This window comes from Enhygromyxa salina, assembly GCF_002994615.1.
In the GTDB taxonomy this organism is placed as follows: Bacteria; Myxococcota_A; Polyangia; order Nannocystales; family Nannocystaceae; genus Plesiocystis; species Plesiocystis salina_A.
In genome coordinates, this window is record NZ_PVNK01000279.1 from 41,998 (window position 1) to 58,659 (window position 16,662).

The 16,662-nt window shown below is 70.7% G+C and carries 16 protein-coding genes; 8 read left to right on the top strand and 8 right to left on the bottom strand.

Annotated elements, in window-relative coordinates; all coding sequences use genetic code 11:
• The first annotated feature begins 133 nt into the window (after positions 1–133).
• Positions 134–1,645, top strand: coding sequence for a cation:proton antiporter domain-containing protein (locus ENSA5_RS32460; protein ID WP_106395605.1), 1,512 nt, complete (start codon positions 134–136; stop codon positions 1,643–1,645).
• 124 nt (positions 1,646–1,769) lie between these two features.
• Here the strand turns inward: ENSA5_RS32460 and ENSA5_RS32465 are convergent, their stop codons facing one another.
• A complete protein-coding gene (locus tag ENSA5_RS32465; RefSeq protein WP_106395606.1) occupies positions 1,770–3,107 on the bottom strand; it encodes a tetratricopeptide repeat protein in 1,338 nt (445 codons plus the stop codon).
• Between the two features lie 160 nt (positions 3,108–3,267).
• Complete coding sequence (locus ENSA5_RS32470; protein WP_146156350.1) at positions 3,268–4,455, bottom strand: M20 metallopeptidase family protein; 1,188 nt, start codon at positions 4,453–4,455, stop codon at positions 3,268–3,270.
• On the opposite strand from ENSA5_RS32470, the gene ENSA5_RS32475 reads away from it, so the two are divergent.
• Positions 4,454–5,029 (top strand): C-GCAxxG-C-C family (seleno)protein, encoded by a 576-nt coding sequence (locus ENSA5_RS32475; RefSeq protein ID WP_258183094.1) that lies wholly within the window; start codon positions 4,454–4,456, stop codon positions 5,027–5,029. The genes ENSA5_RS32470 and ENSA5_RS32475 overlap by 2 nt on opposite strands.
• On the opposite strand, the gene ENSA5_RS32480 is transcribed toward ENSA5_RS32475, so the two are convergent.
• Positions 5,030–5,635 carry a class I SAM-dependent methyltransferase gene (locus ENSA5_RS32480; protein ID WP_106395608.1) on the bottom strand — a complete coding sequence of 202 codons (606 nt, stop codon included), beginning with the start codon at positions 5,633–5,635 and terminating at the stop codon, positions 5,030–5,032. It lies immediately after the preceding gene.
• Between the two features lie 181 nt (positions 5,636–5,816).
• On the opposite strand from ENSA5_RS32480, the gene ENSA5_RS32485 reads away from it, so the two are divergent.
• From ENSA5_RS32485 to ENSA5_RS32500, 5 genes are all read left to right on the top strand, one after another.
• A complete protein-coding gene (locus ENSA5_RS32485; protein ID WP_106395609.1) occupies positions 5,817–6,728 on the top strand; it encodes a LysR family transcriptional regulator in 912 nt (303 codons plus the stop codon).
• A 75-nt stretch (positions 6,729–6,803) separates the two neighbouring features.
• Positions 6,804–8,651 carry a serine/threonine-protein kinase gene (locus ENSA5_RS32490; protein ID WP_181198386.1) on the top strand — a complete coding sequence of 616 codons (1,848 nt, stop codon included), beginning with the start codon at positions 6,804–6,806 and terminating at the stop codon, positions 8,649–8,651.
• Entirely contained in the window at positions 8,648–8,815 is a 168-nt protein-coding gene (locus tag ENSA5_RS38670; RefSeq protein WP_181198387.1) for a hypothetical protein, read from the top strand. The genes ENSA5_RS32490 and ENSA5_RS38670 overlap by 4 nt, the downstream gene beginning before the upstream one ends.
• Positions 8,816–8,924: 109 nt before the next feature.
• Positions 8,925–11,087, top strand: a complete 2,163-nt coding sequence (locus ENSA5_RS32495; protein WP_146156352.1) for a hypothetical protein — start codon at positions 8,925–8,927, stop codon at positions 11,085–11,087.
• A 6-nt stretch (positions 11,088–11,093) separates the two neighbouring features.
• Positions 11,094–12,227 (top strand): multiheme c-type cytochrome, encoded by a 1,134-nt coding sequence (locus tag ENSA5_RS32500; protein ID WP_106395612.1) that lies wholly within the window; start codon positions 11,094–11,096, stop codon positions 12,225–12,227.
• Here ENSA5_RS32500 and ENSA5_RS32505 read toward each other — a convergent pair.
• Both ENSA5_RS32505 and ENSA5_RS32510 read right to left on the bottom strand, forming a co-directional pair.
• Entirely contained in the window at positions 12,224–12,838 is a 615-nt protein-coding gene (locus ENSA5_RS32505; protein ID WP_106395613.1) for an RNA polymerase sigma factor, read from the bottom strand. The two genes, ENSA5_RS32500 and ENSA5_RS32505, sit on opposite strands and share 4 nt — an antisense overlap.
• The gene (locus ENSA5_RS32510; protein WP_106395614.1) at positions 12,835–13,566 is read right to left on the bottom strand and encodes a YbhB/YbcL family Raf kinase inhibitor-like protein; all 732 of its coding nucleotides are present in this window, start codon (positions 13,564–13,566) and stop codon (positions 12,835–12,837) included. Before ENSA5_RS32510 ends, ENSA5_RS32505 begins: the two co-directional genes overlap by 4 nt.
• Positions 13,567–13,771: 205 nt before the next feature.
• On the opposite strand from ENSA5_RS32510, the gene ENSA5_RS32515 reads away from it, so the two are divergent.
• The gene (locus ENSA5_RS32515) at positions 13,772–14,149 is read left to right on the top strand and encodes a ComEA family DNA-binding protein (protein ID WP_106395615.1); all 378 of its coding nucleotides are present in this window, start codon (positions 13,772–13,774) and stop codon (positions 14,147–14,149) included.
• 19 nt (positions 14,150–14,168) lie between these two features.
• On the opposite strand, the gene ENSA5_RS32520 is transcribed toward ENSA5_RS32515, so the two are convergent.
• From ENSA5_RS32520 to ENSA5_RS32530, 3 genes are all read right to left on the bottom strand, one after another.
• On the bottom strand, positions 14,169–15,008 hold the full coding sequence (locus ENSA5_RS32520) for a phosphatase PAP2 family protein (protein ID WP_146156353.1): 840 nt from the start codon (positions 15,006–15,008) through the stop codon (positions 14,169–14,171).
• Positions 15,009–15,030: 22 nt separating this feature from the next.
• On the bottom strand, positions 15,031–16,005 hold the full coding sequence (locus tag ENSA5_RS32525; RefSeq protein WP_106395617.1) for an NAD-dependent epimerase/dehydratase family protein: 975 nt from the start codon (positions 16,003–16,005) through the stop codon (positions 15,031–15,033).
• On the bottom strand, positions 16,002–16,662 hold a 661-nt coding region (locus tag ENSA5_RS32530), incomplete at its 5' end, for a lysophospholipid acyltransferase family protein (protein ID WP_146156354.1). The genes ENSA5_RS32530 and ENSA5_RS32525, both read right to left, overlap by 4 nt.

Genomic DNA, 16,662 nt, shown 5'->3' on the forward strand with positions numbered 1-16,662 from the left:
CAAATGTGCGTCGCCGCGGGCCCAGACCTCCAGGCACGAGCGAAGCATCGCCCTTCGACGCCGACTTGTCACCCCGCGTATGCCGCACTGACGTCGTGGAGGGTCGCGGCCGGCCCTGTTAGGGTCGCGTCGCATGGGACGCCGGCTCGACGGTCGCTTAATTCGACGCTTCATCCCGGTGCTCCTGGTCGCGCTCTCGCTTGGATGCGAGGTCGACGAGACCGGGCGCCACCTGGTGATGATCGCCTCGCTGTTCGTGCTCGGTGCGGTCGGTGAGGTCATCTTCGCGCGGACCCAGATCCCCGACGTCGTGTGGTTGATCCTCGCCGGGGTCATCCTCAACACGACCGGGCTCGTCGACCCGAGCGCCCTCGATCCGATCCTGCCGCTGTTCTCGGCCCTGACCCTGATCATCGTGCTGTTCGACGGCGGCAGGCAGATCGTGATCAACGATCTGATCAAGGCCGCGCCCAAGGCCTCGGCGATGGCCGTGCTCAGCTTCACGCTGAGCACCTTGGGGGTCGCGCTGATCCTCCAGCTCGCGGCCCTGACCGGGCTGCTGCCCGAGACCTGGACCTTCCTCCATAGCCTCATGGTCGGGGCCATGGTCGGCGGCTCGAGCTCGCTGGTGATCATGCCCTCGATGAACCTGGCCAAGGTCGAGCCCAAGGTCTCGAACCTCGTCGGGCTCGAGTCGGCCCTGACCGACGCGCTGTGCGTGGTCGTGGCCGTGGTCCTGATGAACATCATCAAGTCCGGCGAGGCCAGCGGCGGCGGGGCGGTGCTCGAGCTCGGCGAGAACTTTGGCTTCGCCCTGCTGATCGGCCTGATCGCCGGGTGGATGTGGATGCCCGTGCTCCGCGCGCTCTCGGGCAACCCCTACGCCTACCCGGTCACGCTCGCGGCGCTCTTGTTCCTCTACGTCGTCGTCGACAACACCGGCGGCAACCCGGCGATGGCGGTCCTGACCTTCTCGGTCATCGTCGGCAACGCCGAGGCTCTGATGAAGATGGTCGGCTTCTCGCTCGGCGACAAGCCGCTCGCGCTCGACGACACCGTGGTCACGGTCCACACCCAGGCCGCGTTCATCATCAAGTCGTTCTTCTTCACCTACATCGGGCTGATGCTCTCGCGCCCGATCTACCTGCTGCTGCTCGGCTTCGTCGTCGGGCTCTCGCTGTTCGTGACCCGGATCCCCGCGGTCATGCTGGTCGCGCGCAAGGGCTTCACCGACAGCCAGCGCAAGATGATAGCGATCTCGCTCCCGCGCGGGATGGCGGCCGGCGTGCTCGCGACCTTGCCGGCCTCGCCGAAGTACCGGATCGCCGGGACCGAGGACCTGCCCTCGATGGTCTTCGCCTCGGTCGTGACCAGCATCGCGATCTTCGCCTATGGCTTTCGCAAGGTCCGGTCCGAGGCCCCCGCCGACGAGGCCGCGGCGCCCGAGACCGAGGCGACCGAGACCGAGGCGACCGAGGCGACCGAGGCCGAGGCCGCGCCCGGCGAGGCCGGCCCCGGGACCGTCGAGCAGCTCCCGGCAGCGCAGCCTCCGGCGCCCATGCCCGACGGCCTCCTGCCGCCCGACCACCAGCTTCCGCCCGCGCCCGCGCCCGCGCCGACGCCCAGGGACGACGACGAGAGCTAGTACTCGCCGCAAGGCGAGCGTTTGGGGTGAGCGGAGGGGGCTTCGCCGCCGCAGCGAGGGGCCTTTTTGAAAGACCCCTCGAGGACGAGAAGACCTGAGTCGAGCGCGCAGCGGCTGCTAGAGCTCAGCGGGCGGCCTTGGGCGCGGCCTCGGATCCAAAGTAGGCCCGCGAGCCGTCGACCCGCGCCACCCCTCGGGCCCGGGCCCCGTCAAAGCTCTCGGCGCCCCGGCTGACCACGTCGACGTCGAACTGAACCTCGACGGTGGGCTCGAGCTGCTCGAGGTAGCGCAGCGTGAGCTCGCGGGCCTCGTCCTCGTCGCTCGCGATCACGGTGAGGTCGGTGGTGTAGCCGCCGGCGCCGTCGGGCCAGTCGTCGGGCGTGCTGTCGAGCTCGGCGCGCACGCGGACCCGAAAGGCGTCGGCGCGCGTCGACCCCGGCGCGGTCGTGCCGTGATCGACCCGGTTGATCGTGTCGAACATGTGCGGGGTGATCCAGTCGCGGCGGCCCGCGAGGCGCGCGACCTCGCGGGCCTCGGTCCGGCGGCCGTTTTGCCACAGCGACTCGAACACCTCTTCGGCGACCAGGCTCGCGTAGCCGCTGCCGAACTCGCCGCGGTCGTGAAAGGTCGCGACCAGATCGAGGGCCCAGTAGAGCAGGCGCAGGGCGACGTCGAGATCGCCGTTGGGATCGGCGAGGGTCCACGCGCCGAGGACCGCGAGGGTCAGGGGGTTGTCGCGCTCGGCCACGTGGGCCCGCTCCATGGTCTCGCGCGCGGCGTCGTGGCGGCCGAGGCGGTAGAGCGTGATCGCCTCGTTGTAGAGCGCGCTGCCGTGGAGGGGCTCGAGCGAGAGCGCGGTCTCGAACCGCTCGATCGCTTCTTCGAGGCGGTCGAGATCGGACAGACAGATGCCGTGCTCGACGAGCATCTCGACGTCGAGGGGATCCTCTTGGAGGTACCTGTCGTAGACCTCTTCGGCCTCTTCGAGCCGGGCCTGGCGACGCAGCAGGGCGCCGAGCGCCGCGTTGGCCTCGACCATGGTCGGCGCGTTCTCGTCGAGGGCGAGCGCCTCGCGGTAGCAGTCCTCGGCGCGGGCCTCATCGCCGAGGCGCTCGAGCACGGCGCCGAGGTTGTAGTGCTGGAGCACGCCGCCGGGGTCGAGGGCGACGGCGACCTCGAAGGCCTCGCGGGCCTGGTCGAGCTCGCCGTAGAGATCCAGCACGTTGCCGAGCGCGGTCAGGATATCGGGCTTGCGCGGAAACTCTCCGGCCGCGCGGCGAGCCAGGGTCAGGGCGTGCTCGTAGTCGCCGATGTCACACAGCCCGCGAATCCACATGCAGTAGATCGGGATGCGGTCGTGCTCGGGCAGCTCCGGCTCCCACGAGCTCCGGAGTAGGCGAACCGCCGAGTCGGCGGCACCTTGATCGAGCAAGGTTGCGATGGCATCGAGTTGGGGGCGCATAAATCCCAAAGCTCGACGTTTTTTTGCATGAGCGCGGAGCCGTGGCAATCGTTATTCCAGTGCCTGGAGCCACGGTGCCATCGGCGCCGCGAAACTGGCGCAAGTGAAGTGACGGCGGTGAATTCGCGGGCGACGATCGCGAAGGATCGAGAACGCGCGATCAGGCCGGAGCCGAGAGGCGATCGCGAACCAGCCCCAAGAAAATCTGCATCCCAGTTGGGATCAGCTCGTCATCAAAGTCGAAGTCCGGGTGATGACACCCCGGTGTATCCTCGCCTTCACGCCCCGCACCCAAGAAGAAATACGCGCCGGGCACCTCGGCGGCGAAGTAGGCAAAATCCTCGCCACCGGCCATCGGGAGGTCGCGCTCGCTCAGCGACAGCCCGTCGAGACCGCCGGCCACGCGCAGGACGGCTGACACGCAGCGCGCGTCGTTGACGAGCACGGGGTAGCCCGTCTCGAGCGCGACATCGACCGCCACGCCGTAGGCCGCGCCGATCCCCTTCGCGATCTCGCGCATGCGCGAGAGTACCCGCTCGCTCGTCGCGTCGGAGAAGCTCCGGATCGTGCCGGTCATGCGCGCGAAGTCGGGGATCACGTTGTGCGTCTCGCCGGACTCGAAGGTGCACACGCTGACGACCGCGCCGCCGGCGGAGCCGAGCCCGCGCGAGACCACGGTTTGCAACCCGGTGACCAAGGCGGCCGCGGCCACGATCGGATCGCGGCAGTCCTGCGGTTGGCTCGCGTGCCCACCCCGACCGCGGACGGTGATCTCGAAGCTCGAGACCTGAGCCATGATCGGCCCGGGCACGGTGCGGAGCTCGCCGCGGGGATAGCCGGGCCAGTTGTGCAGACCGTAGATCTCGTCGACGCCGTCGAGCGCACCCTCGGCGACCATGACCTTCGCGCCACCGCCCTCGACGCCCTCTTCGGCCGGCTGGAACACGAGCCGGACGTTGCCGGCGATGCGCTCGCGGTGGCGAGCGAGGACCGCGGCGGTCCCGAGCAAGATCGCGGTGTGACCGTCGTGGCCGCACTTGTGCGCGCGGCCGTCGTGGATCGAGCGCCAGTCGAGCTCGGTGAGCTCGGTCATCGGCAGACAGTCGATGTCCGCCCGCAGCGCGACGGTTCGCCCGCGCTCGTGCAGATCCGGGCGCAGATCCGCGATCAGGCCGGTCCGGGCGCACTCGCGCGGCTCGTAGCCGAGTTTGGTCAGCCAACCCTTGATCAGCCGCTGGGTCCGCACCTCCTCGAAGCCGAGCTCCGGGTGCTTGTGGATGTCGCGCCGGATCCCTGTGAGCGTCGGTAAGAGGGCCTCGATCTCGCTGACGGGGTCGTCCCACGACATGCGCCGCACCCTATATCAATTCAAGCTCGCAACCTACCGAGCGCCGGGCGACACTCGGGTGATGAGCGGCGAGGGCGTGCATGGACGAGGACCGATCCGGAGCAAGGCCTTGCTGCTCTACGCCGGCGAGCGCACGGCCCACCGCTCATGTGGGATCGCCCTGGCCGAGGCCTTCGACCGCCCGAGCGCGGCCTACCAGAGCCTGCGTCGCGGCGGGATCACGGGCCAGGGCACCTGCGGGGCGGTGGTCGCCGGGCAGCTGCTGCTCGGCGAGCTCCTCGGTGATCCAGATCCGACCGGCTCGGTCACGCCGCCGCTGCGCTCGGCGATGACCCGCTACCTCGAGCGGGTCGAGTCGGAGCTCGATCGCGGCCCGAGCCCGACGCTGATCTGCAACGACATGACCGCGGCCCACGGCCCCTTTCGGGGCGAGGCCCGCCACCGCTTTTGCACCGCGGTCGTGGCCCAGGTCGCGCAGCTCGTCGACGAGCTGGCCCGCGAGCACGGGGTCGAGCACCACCCGCAGCCGGTCACCCTCGACGACGGCAGCGTGTTCGATCCATCGGCGGAGTGATCACCTGACCCGCGCGTAGACGTGGACCTTGGTCCGGCGCTTCCAGCTCGCGTCGAGCTTGTAGATCTCGCGCAGCTCGAAGGCCGGGTGGGGGTCGAAGTCCTGCAAGCTCGCGAGTCTGCGCAGACGCGGGAGGGTTGCGAGGCGTCGCTGCAGCCGGGCCATGAACGCGGCCGAGAACGCCGTCGAGCAGGTGTAGATCACCGTGGCCTCGTCGAGATCGCAGCGGAGCATGTCGTCCTCGACGAACGCGGCTCGGCTCACGCCGGGGATCCGCTCGCGTTTGGCCCGCGCGAGGGCCTGCTCGGCGATGGCGACCCGCGCGGGCGAGAGCTCGACGCCGCGCGCCCGCCCGACCTTGGTCGTCATCGCGGCGAGCAACACGACCTTGCCGAGGCCCGCGCCGAGATCGACGAAGTGATCTCGACGCCCGAGCTCGAGCTGGGCGAGGAGCCGGATCGTCGCCGTCGGCATCAGCTCGCCGTAGGTCGAAGAGCCCCGCGAGCGCGCGACCTTGCGCTCGTCCTCGCGCGGAATCTCGAACCCGTCGAGCCCGCGGTAGAGTCGCCGCAGCTGCGCGCGCGCGTCGTGGCCAGGACCGCTCACCGGCCAAAGTCTACCCCCTCGGCCGTCAGCGACTCTGCCACGCACGGCCACGAGCGGCCGGTCGCTGCGGGGGCTTCAACGCAGTCTGTTGGGTCCATGGGACGCGCTGTACGCGGACGAACCCAGCCCCAGGTCAATCGGTTTCGTAGATGGCAGAATCGTGGTCTCATCTAGATATGAGATGAGCAAAGAGCCCGTGACCTTCGACCAGCTGGCGGTTTTCTTGGCGATCGTCGAGACCGGCAGCTTCTCCGGCGCGGCCCGGAGGCTCAGCCGCGCGCAGTCCGCCGTCAGCTACGCGATCGCCAACCTCGAGCGCCTGCTCGAGCTCGAGCTCTTCGATCGGACCGGTCGCAAGCCGGTCCTGACCGAGGCCGGCCACGCGCTGGTCGAGGAGGCGCGAGCGGTCAACGGGCAGGTCGACAAGCTGCTCGCCCGCGCAGGGCAGATGCGCGGGGGCGTCGAGCCGAGGCTGGCGCTGGCCGTCGACGTGTTCTTTCCGATGCCGATCGTGCTCGACGCGCTCGCGGCCTTTCGTGATCACTATCCGTCGATCCCGGTTCACCTGCGGGTCGAGGCCCTCGGCGCCGTGGCCCAGCTCGTCGTCGACGGGACGGTGCAGTTCGGCGTCAGCGCGCCCCTCGACGAGTTTCCCGCCGGGATCGAGCGCAAGCCGCTGATGCCGATCGAGCTGGTCACGGTCTGCGCGGCCGCTCACCCCCTCGCGCAGATAGAGGGCCCGCTGACGATGACCCACCTGCGCGAGCACACCCAGCTGGTCCTCACCGACCGCTCGGCGCTGACGGCCGGGCGCGACAACGCGGTCGCCGGCGACGACAATTGGCGCCTCGCGGACCTCCCGGCCAAGCTCGCGTGTCTGCTCGCGGGTTTCGGGTGGGGCAACATGCCAACTCACATGGTCGCCGACGATCTCGCCGCCGGCCGCTTGGTCCGGCTGCAGGTGAGCGAGTGGGGGCTCGAGCCCTACTCGGTCCAGATCTCGGTCATCCACCGGGCGTCGTCACCCCCGGGCCCGGCCGGGCGCTGGCTGATCGAGGTCCTCGAGCGTCAGGACGCCCCGGACGCGCGCTGAGAATTTATTTGGTTTTGGTGCAATCCCGATCGGGTCGGCCGGGTACTACCGCGCCGATTCGTGATGACGTCCCTCGTGACCCTTCCCCCTCATGAAATCGACGCCGAGCGGACCGCCCCCGCGGCGCCGCCGGTCCCCGCCCTCGAGCTCGAGCGTCTGCGGCGCGAGGTCAAGTCGAGGCTGTTCGGCTCCGACCACGCGCCCCTGACGATCGACCGCTACCAGATCCTCGGCTGCATCGGCCAGGGCGGCATGGGCATCGTCTACGCCGCGCGCGACCAGCGGCTCGGGCGAACCGTGGCCCTCAAGCTGCTCCGGCCCGAGTTCAGCCGACCCGAGCCCCCGGACCCCGCTCGCCCGCCGACGCCCGGTCGCCGCGAGATGGACCTGACCAAGGAGGCCCGCTCGCTCGCGCGGCTCGCCCACCCCAACGTCGTCGCGGTGTTCGACGTGGGTGAGCACGAGGGCCAGCTGTTCGTGGCCATGGAGTACGTCGAGGGTCAGAGCCTGCGCCGCTGGCTCGAGACCCCGCGCTCGCTCGCGGCGACCCTCGACGTCTACCTCGCGGCCGGCGAGGGCCTGGCCGCGGCCCACCGCGCCGGGCTCGTCCACCGCGACTTCAAGCCCGACAACGTGCTCGTCGGCGCCGACGGCCGCCCGCGGATCCTCGACTTCGGGCTCGCGCGGGCGCCCAACCACCCGCGCGACCCTCAGCCCCCGGTCTTCGCCGGCGACGCCCAAGCCACGGCCACGAGCCTCTCGCAGCACGGCGTGCTGCTCGGGACGCCGGCCTACATGGCGCCCGAGCAGCACCTCGGCGAGCGGGCCGACGCGCGCAGCGATCAATTTGGGTTTTGCGTCGCGCTCTATCAGGCCCTGTATCGCAGCCTCCCCTTCCCGACCGAAGATCTGCGCGCGCTGTCGCTGGCGATCGTGTCCGGCCGGGTCACGCCGCCGCCGGTCGTGCCCGGGCTGCCCGATCGCCTCCGTCGGCTCGTCGCTCGGGGTCTTCGCGTCGACCCCGACGCGCGCTTCCCCAGCATGGACGCGCTCTTGACCGAGCTCCGCGACATTCGGACCGCGCTCGAGCACGGCGTCGCCCAGCGCCCCGCGGCCGCGCCCGAGCCCGAGCCCGCGCCCGCGCCCGCGCCCGCGCCCGCGCCCGAGCCCGAGCCGCCGAGCTACGACACCCGGGCGATCGAGCGCGCCTTCGGGCTCAGCGAGGGGCGCCCCGCCGACGAGAGCGGCGGCCGCCCGGGCCTGAGCGAGTCCGAGGTCGCCGAGATCGCCGACGAGGTCGGGCTGGATCTGCACGCGCCGAGCTCGAGCGAGTTACGGCCGCAGCCAGGCCCGCAGCCAGCCCCGCAGCCGAGCGAGCCCCTGCGCTTCGGCGAGCGGACTCACTTCGGCCTCCCGTCGACGATCCTCGCCGAGCGCGAGCTCGCAGCGCTGCCGACCACGGAGACCCAGCGCCGCATCGTCCGCGAGCTCGAGCGCAACCTCGGCGGGACCGGGATCGTCGAGCAGTTCGAGGCCGGGATGACCTGGGCCAACCACGAGGCCGAAGCGAGCATCGATCGTCAGCCCGGGGGCGCGCGCCTGACCCTGCGCCGCAGCTTCGCCCGGCTCGCCCGCAAGCGGCGGCGGCGGGGCATGCTCCTCGGCTTCTTCGCCGGCAGCATCGGCGGCGGGGTCCTGATCGATCTGATCCCCGCAGTCATCGGCGCGATCGAGCCGGTGATCGTGTTCGGGGGCATGGGCCTGGGCGTGCTCGCCGGCCTCGAGGTGGCCAAGAAGATCCACGCGCGCCAGATGAACGAAGAGCGAGCGCTGCTCGAGTGGGTCGGCGAGCGCGTCGAGGCTCTGATCGAAGCCTCGGGCGAACCCCGAGCGCTGCGGCCGAGCCCGGAGGACCGACGATGAAGCGACGAGTCAGCGCCCTCACCAAGCACGTCGCCGGGACCGTCGACCTCGCGAGCGCCGGCCTCGGCTTCGCGCTGGTTGGGATCGTGATCGCGACCTTGGCCTTCGGCCTCGCCCCGAGCGCGCTGGCCCTCGGCCTCCTCGCGCTGCTCGTCGTCGACTGATCCCTCACCCCCGACCTGCGCTTCGGTTGCTCGGCGGGCAGCTCGATGCCTGCGCGGCCCCAACCGGCGATCGGCCGTCCCCCCCGCGACGAGTGCGATAGGGTTAACCATGTCTGATCGCATGCGCACGACGGCGCTGTCTTTCGCGTGGGCCCTCGTCGCGTGCCACCGCGGCGGGCAGGTGAGCACCGATCCTGTCCCAACGCCGAGCCCGCTCGCCGAGGCCGAGGCCGCGGAGGTGGCCACGATCCCGATCACCGTCGTTTTCCAGCTCGAGGCCTTCACCGTCGAGGACTGGAGCTTCGGGCCCGGGGGCGCTCGGCTCGCGTCGACCGAGCACGGCGACTGCTCGGTCTGGGATGTCGACAGCGGTCGCCTGATCCGCACGTTCGAGGATGAGGACTCGGGCCCCTGCGAGGAGTGGCCGGCCGTCGTCAGCTTCCACGACCTCCAGGCCAGCGAGCAGTCCGCCGACAAGGAGCTCGAGCTCGACACGACCAAGGGCGTCGCGATCGTCGACGCCAGCTCGGGTCAAAAGCTGCGCGACCTCAACTGCCCCGACTGCGCGAGCGTCGACGACATCAGCTGGTCGCGCGAGGGCCACCTGCTCGCGCTGGCCTGGCGCGACGCGGCTCGGCTCGAGGTCTGGGACGCGGACTCGGGCACCCAGCAGCGGGTCGAGTCGATCCCGATCAGCGGTGAGATCGACGAGCTCGAGCTCGGCTGGACCGCGGGCGGCGCGACCGTGGCATGGGTCGAGTCGAGCCAGACCGAGTGCGATGAAGAGTACGACTACGACTGCGAGAGAGACGAGGCCACCCAGACCTACGTGCACCGGTCCTACGACCGAAAGATACTCGTCGCGGCCGAGGCTGGCGTGGAGCTCAGTCACACCGGCGGTGAGGGGAGCATCGCGGACCTGAAGTTCGACGCCGAGGGCCAGTGGGCGATCTGGACCACGTCCTACAGCGTGCGCCGGATGGGAACCCGGACTCAGCTCTACGTCGCTGGAATCGCCGGGCGCAAGAGCGGACTCGGCTGGACTTACGACGAAGAGGACTACAACTACAGCGGGACGGCCGAGCACGAGGGCCGTTGGCGCAGCGACGGCGTGACCCACTGGGCCGTCTCGAGCTGCTACTACGACAACATCGGCTACATCAGCGAGCTCGGCTGGGGGACCTTCATCGTCGAGCCAGCGCTCGGCTGGCGCCCAGGCGAGGTCGTCGATGACCTGAGCTACAGCAGCGAGTTCGAGCTCGAGCTGTTTGGCTTCGTCGGCGACGCGCTGCGCTTCTCCGGGGAGTACTGCGGCGAGAGCTGCACCCCGATCGGGACGCCGCCCCCCCCGAACTGTCAGCTCCTCGACGTGGCCTCGGGCCACGGCAGCGAGCTGCTCGACTGCGCCGGGGCGGCGTTCCTGCGCAACACTGGCGGCCTGGTCCCGCTGCCGATCGACAGTGACACGATGGACTGGTGGTGGTCTCGCGGCGGCGCCCTCGTCCTCGACGACGGCGACAACTTCATGATCCTCGACGCGGTCACCGGGACCGGCGCGCAGCCCCGGACCGACGTCGTCAGCGTCTTCGACGGGAAGCTCGGGCCCGAGCTCGACCGCGTGGTCGTGGTCAGCGCGGGCGGGGTCGAGCTGATCGACCTCGGCAGCGGCGCCGCGATCCTCACGCTGGCCAAGGCCCAGGCCGAACAAGCCGCGCTGTCTCCGACGGGCGACCGCCTCGCGCTCCTCGACCGGGGCCAGCTCCAAGTCGTCGACGTGGCGAGCGGCGAGGTCCTCGCTCGCGCCGCCGTCGCGGGCGAGGACCTCGCGTTTCGCCAAGATGGCGACGCGCTCTTCGTCGGCACCGGCGAACCCGAGCAGCTGGTCGACGCGCGCACCGGTGAGCTGCTCTCCGATGAACTCCTGGCCAAGATCTCCGAGGCGAGGGGCGATCTCGATCCGAGCTGGCGGTGGATCATGGACATCGAGACCGATGAGCTGGTGCGGACGCTCGACGGGCGCGAGCTCAGGCTGGCGGAGAGTGGGTCATGGCTGCCAGACACGGGTCAGTACTCCGGCGATGCTCCGGGCTCCGAGGTCACGTTTCGGGTCGGCGAGGATCCCTGGGCCCTGCCCCGGTACCACGCAGAGGACCTCGCCGAGTGGCTCGAGCGGCCGGATCTGTTCGAGGCCTTCGTCACCGGGGAGCCGATCCCCCCGCCCAATTTCAGCGCGGCGGACCTCGCCCGCTTGGAGACGAAAGCGGAGGACTGAGCCGAGATGGGCCGCGCTGCTGGAGTCGCGCTCGCGATCGCGGGCCTGGTCGTGGCCTTGGCCACGACCGCGACCGCGAGCCTCGCCCGCGAGGACGAGAGCTCGGGCGAGAGCTCGGGCGCGAGCCAGAGCGCGGCGACGCGAGCGTTCATGCCGCGCCCGGCCCGGGGCCCTCGCCGCGCTGGCGCCGATCGACTCGACCGCAACGACGAGTGCGTCAATTGCCACGCGGACATCGCCGGCGAGTGGAGCGACTCACTGCACCGCCGCGCCTTCGAAGATCCCATGGTCCAGGCCGCCTTCGCCCAGGAGCGCGATCCGAGCTTTTGTCGCAGCTGTCACGCGCCCGAGGCCGACCCTCGCCGCGAGCCCTCGCCGCGGGAGGCCGCGCTTGGGGTCGCCTGCGTGACCTGCCACCTCGACGGTCACGACGACGTGGTCCTCGCCGGGCCCGAGGAGCCGAGCAGGCGCGCCGGCCCGGCGCCCCACCCCCTGCGCCGGACCCCGGCCTTCGCCTCGCCCGACGCCTGCGCGGGCTGCCATGAATTTTGGTTCCCCCACGCCGGCCGTGGCGGCCACAAGCTCAAGATGCAGCGGACCGTGACCGAGCACGCGCGCTCGGACCACGCGGACGACAGCTGCCAGACCTGTCACATGCCGCCGCGAGGCTCGGGCGCCGCGCGTCACCTCGATCACGGGTTCGCGGTCGCCGGCCAGGTCCAGGTGCTGCGTTCCGCGGTCACCGTCGACGCGAGCCGACCGGAGCCGGGTCGCGTCGTGCTCGAGCTCTCGCCGGGGCGGGTCGGGCACGCGGTCCCGACCGGGGATCTCTTTCGTCGCCTCAGCGTCGAGCTGCGCAGCGACGACGACGGGCCGAGCTGGTCCGAGCAGCGCGTGCTCACGCGCCACTTCGCCGCGATGAAGACCGAGCACGGCCACGTCACCCGGGTCGAGCGCAGCGACGACCGGGTCGGCGTGGGCTCGGGTCCTCGCGTCGTCGAGTTCACCCTCCCGCCCGCGCTGCACGATCGTCCGCTGCGCTGGGAGCTGGTGCTCGAGCGTGCCCTCGACGCCTCGACGGGCCGCGAGCTGCGGGCCACGGTTTGGGACCGGACCTCGTTTGCGAGCGGCGAGCTCTAAGTCGGGTCCTCGAACAGCGCGTCCTTGAGCTCTCGGGCCCAGGTGTCGAGGCGGGTCCCGGTCGGCTCCACTCGCAGCCCGCCGTCGAGGGCGCGCAGCTCGGCCTCGAGCAGCTGCTTGGCCCGGCGCAGGCGGGTCTTCGCGGTCCCGAGCGGGACCCCGAGGACCTCACCGATCTCGGCCGCGGTCATCGCCTCCCAGTAGTGCAGCTCGAGGGCGACCTGGCTGTCGAGGGGGATCCGGCGCAGGGCGAGCAGGAGCTGGTGTTGATCTTGATCCCGGGCCAGCGCGGCGCTCGGCGAGGGATCCAGATCGAAGGCGGAGACGGACTTTAGATCCACGCGATCGCGGCTGCGCGAGCGCCAGTGCTTGGCGAGCTGGTTGTGGGCGATCGCGTACAGGAAGCTGCGAAAGCTCGAGTCACCGCGGAAGCGATCGCGGGCCTCGACGCAGCCGAGGAAGGTCTGCTGGATCAGATCTTCATGCTGAGTGTCGGCCGGCAGCTTGTTGCGAAAGAAGCGAGCGATCGCCTCGAAGTGCCGCTCGAACAGCTGCTCGCCAGCGCGCTTGTCGCCGTCGGCCCAGGCTCGCAGCAGCTGTGCGTCGCTCACGGCGTATACACGCCCTCGAGGGTCGCCTGCGCGATCGCGTGGGCCTCGAAGGCGAGCCGCGCGTCGCCGAGCATCACGCTGGTGTCGATCTCGTCGTCGAGGGTCGCTACGTCGAGGGCGAAGACGGTGAACTCGTAGGTGTGGGGCTCGGGCGGGCAGGGGCCCGCGTAGCCGGGCCAGCCCGCGTAGGAGCTCGCCTGCGAGGCCCCGGGCACGTTGGCGGGCATGAATTCGAGCTCGACCGCCTCGGGCAGGCCCGTGAGCTCGGTCGAGATGTTCCAGATCGCCGCGTGATCGAAGTTGAAGTCGAGGTCGGTGAAGAACACCGCGAGGCTCATGGTCTCGGGCGGCACGCCAGCCCAGTCGAGCTGGGGCGAGACGTTCTCGCCCTCGCAGCTGTGCGCGACGGGGATCGCCCCGCCGAACTCGAAGGCCGGGCTCGTGAGCGTGAACTCGACGGGATCGCCGTCGCCGTCCCCGTCTCCGTCGCCGTCGCCGTCCCCGTCGCCGTCTCCATCCCCGTCTCCGTCTCCGTCCCCGTCCCCGTCTCCGTCCCCGGGATCTCCGTCGCCGTCCCCATCCCCATCGCCGTCCCCGTCGCCGTCCCCGTCTCCGGTGCTGGTCTCGGTCGCGTTGGTGTCCCCGCCGCCGTCATCACCGCTGCATCCGGCGAGGCAAAGGGGCGCGAGCGAGGCGAAGGTGCAGATCAGTCGAGCAAGTCGTGGCATGCGGGGGCCAAGCTACCTAACTGCCGCCCGGCCCGGCAACGAGTCACCGCCCGTGGCCCGTGCGCGGGCCGGCGTCCCGGGAGCGGGCCACCTCGAGTTCACCAAATTCCCCCAAGCCCTGGAGATCATTGATCTTCGGTCTGTGGCAGGCCCCGTGCTTTGTCCCTGGTCGTCGCAACGACGCGACCCACAAGGAGAAACGAAGATGACCAAGTCCATCCGCACCATCGCCACCACCCTCGCCTTCGCCATCGCCACCCTCGTCGGCGGCACGGCCCTCGCCGCCGCGCCCGGCGACGTCGGAGCCCACAGCCAAGACGAGGTCCACGAGTCGACCCGCTTCGACGCCGCCGTGACCCTCGAGGGGGAGATCAACATCAACACCGCGAGCGCGGCCGAGCTCGAGCTGTTGCCGGGCATCGGCCCCTCGATCGCCGCGCGGATCGTCAGCTACCGCAAGGACCGCCCCTTCAAGCAGCGCAACAACATCATGCGCATCCGGGGCGTCGGCCAAAAGACCTTCGCCAAGATCAAGGACTACTTGATCGTCGAGGGTCAGACCACGCTGCGCGTCGCCAAGTGAGCTCGGCGCCCAGCCCGTCCTACGAGGGCGCCCCCGTCACCGACTCGGTGGCGCGGGCGCCTTCGTCGGTGATCCGCTCGACCAGCCAGCGGATGACCACGAAGCACAGCAGGCCCAGGCCCATGCCGACCAGCGCGCCCACGGACACGTCGAGCGGCCGGTGAACCCGAAGCAGCGGGCGCGAGTAGGCCACGCACAGCGCCCAGACCGGCAGCGCCGTGGTGATCCGCTGACGCCAGCCCCCGAGCCAGCACAGGCCGAGGGCGAGCATCATCGTTGCGAAGGTCATCGACGCGGTCGCGTGGCCCGAGGGGAAGGTGTAGCCGGTCTCCTCGATCCAGTGCTCGCGGACCAGGGGCGCGAGCGCGGGTTCGTCGAGCTCGGGGAGCTGCTCGCGCAGGAGCTCACGGCGGACGTCCTTGTCGCCGAGCTCGTAGAAGGCGTCGGCGTCGGGGACCTCGGGCCCGAGCGCGCCCGCGTCCGCGAGCGTGACGATGTTGGGCCGCGGCGCGTGCACCGCGGGCTTGAGCACGTGCTCGTTGAACTGAGCCACCCCGGCCAGACCGAGGCCCATGGCCACGAACACGACCACGCCCTCGACCGCCCGCCGACGGGCGCTCAGCCCCGGCCGCGAGACCAGCACGATCACCCCGGCCGCGCACAGCAGCGGCAGCTGCTGCCAGGTCGACGAGTCGGTCAGCCGAACCACGAGCTCGGCGAAGCTGCTGTCGAGCGCGATCTCGGGCAGCACGAAGCTCATCAGCACCAGCACGTAGATCGGGATCAGCACGACCGCGATCCGCCGACCAAGGGGGACTTCGGCAGCGGCTCCCGGGGGTTCTTCGACGACGCCAGACACCTTTGAAGATGCTACCAGCTTGCTACGCGGGCGTGATCAAAGCAGCGTGCTCGCGGAACGCGGTCTCGAAGCGGGCGTCGTCGAGGACCAGCGAGTAGAACAGGCGCTTGGGCTGGTACTCGGCGTGGTAGCGGGTCTGACCGACCAGCCGCTGCAGCCGGTTGGCCTGGCGCAGCAGCGGCCCCGGGACGCGCATCGGGGTGATCCCGCGCTCCTCGAGGAAGTGCGTCAGCGGCCCGGCCGAGGGCCCGGCGATGTTGTAGACGCCCTTGCCCCGGAGCATCAGCGCGAGCTGGATGTCGCGAGCGAGGCGCTCGACGGTCGTCGGGTTGATCATCGGGTCGAAGCCGATCGGCAAGACCGGGGGGTTGCTCTCGAACAGCAGGTTGAAGCCCGACATCACCCCGCCACCGATGACCCCCGCCGGCCGCAGGACCATGACCTCGCAGGCGAGGTGGTCCATCTTGGCCCGGCAGATGAACTCGGCGTCGATGATGTCGCGGACGGCCTTGGGCGAGCCGGGGTGGAGGCTGAGCTCGGCGTCTTCGGCGACCTTGTAGTCGCCGCGCGGGCCCACGGCGTAGACCGCGTCGCTCGACAAGAACACGTACTTGCCGACGCCGTGGCGCAAGCTGGCGTCGAGCAGGTGGCGGGCGGCGTTGACGTTGTACTCGTGGCGCGAGACGTCGTAGCCCTTGGGGTTGCCCGCGAACGCGAGGTGGATGACGGTGTCGAGCGGGTGGTCGCGGAACTCCTCGAACAGGAACAGGTTGTCGACCTGGCGCCGACGGTTGAGGCTCGCCGAGCTGTACATGAAGCGCTCGGGATCGTGGCCGAGCAGCGCGGGCGGGCACGGGCCGTGGCCGATCGCGAGGATCTTGTCGACGCGCGGATCTTCGAGCAGCCGGGCGATCAGCGCGACCGCGATCTTGCGCCGCGCCCCGGCGATCAGGATCCGGCGCGAGCCCGGGCGCAGCAGCGACGCGGCCGCGCTCACTCGCGCCCTTCCTCGAAGCGACGGCGACGCTCCAGCCCGGCGTGGATCTGCTCGCTGACGGCCTCGCGGACCCGGGCGACCTCGCGGGTCCGGACCTCGATGCTCTCGAGCACGGCCGGATCGATGTCGAGGGGCTCACCGTAGTGGATGTAGTAGCGGACCGGCTTGGGCAGCAGGCCCGCGGGTCCGAGCCACGGGAAGGTCCGCGTGACCGGGATGAAGGGCAGGTTCAGGGCCCGCGCGAGGGGCTCGAGGTTGGTGATCACGGTCTGCTGCTCCTCGGCCCCGACGACGCCAAAGGGGATGACCGGGGCCCGGTGGCGCGCGGCGAGCTCGACGTGACCGTGGGAGAAGGGGAACAGCTCGTAGCGATCTTCGGCCGGCTTGCCGAGGGCGTCGGCGCCCTCGGGGAAGATCCCGACGAGGTGGCCCTCCTCGATCAGCCCGTCGAAATTGCGCCGCGTGCCCGAGACCTGGCCCAGGCTCCGGAACAAGGTGCCGAGGAAGGGCATGCGATAGACGAAGAAGTCGACCATGAAGCGGACCAGCCGCGGCGGGTCGGTGTGGCGGAACACGTCGGTCGTGACCATGATCGCGTCGAAGGGCAGGACCCCGCTGTGGTTCCCGACCACGACCCCCGCCCCCGCGCCCCCGAGG

What these genes read in the sequence shown, in the direction of transcription:
- ENSA5_RS32475 (WP_258183094.1), top strand. Translation starts at nt 4,454, where the DNA reads ATGCGCCGCACCCTATATCAATTCAAGCTCGCAACCTACCGAGCGCCG.
- ENSA5_RS32460 (WP_106395605.1), top strand. Translation starts at nt 134, where the DNA reads ATGGGACGCCGGCTCGACGGTCGCTTAATTCGACGCTTCATCCCGGTG.
- ENSA5_RS32500 (WP_106395612.1), top strand. Translation starts at nt 11,094, where the DNA reads ATGGGCCGCGCTGCTGGAGTCGCGCTCGCGATCGCGGGCCTGGTCGTG.
- ENSA5_RS32515 (WP_106395615.1), top strand. Translation starts at nt 13,772, where the DNA reads ATGACCAAGTCCATCCGCACCATCGCCACCACCCTCGCCTTCGCCATC.
- ENSA5_RS32485 (WP_106395609.1), top strand. Translation starts at nt 5,817, where the DNA reads ATGAGCAAAGAGCCCGTGACCTTCGACCAGCTGGCGGTTTTCTTGGCG.
- ENSA5_RS32465 (WP_106395606.1), bottom strand. Translation starts at nt 3,107, where the DNA reads ATGCGCCCCCAACTCGATGCCATCGCAACCTTGCTCGATCAAGGTGCC.
- ENSA5_RS32470 (WP_146156350.1), bottom strand. Translation starts at nt 4,455, where the DNA reads ATGTCGTGGGACGACCCCGTCAGCGAGATCGAGGCCCTCTTACCGACG.
- ENSA5_RS32510 (WP_106395614.1), bottom strand. Translation starts at nt 13,566, where the DNA reads ATGCCACGACTTGCTCGACTGATCTGCACCTTCGCCTCGCTCGCGCCC.
- ENSA5_RS32495 (WP_146156352.1), top strand. Translation starts at nt 8,925, where the DNA reads ATGTCTGATCGCATGCGCACGACGGCGCTGTCTTTCGCGTGGGCCCTC.
- ENSA5_RS38670 (WP_181198387.1), top strand. Translation starts at nt 8,648, where the DNA reads ATGAAGCGACGAGTCAGCGCCCTCACCAAGCACGTCGCCGGGACCGTC.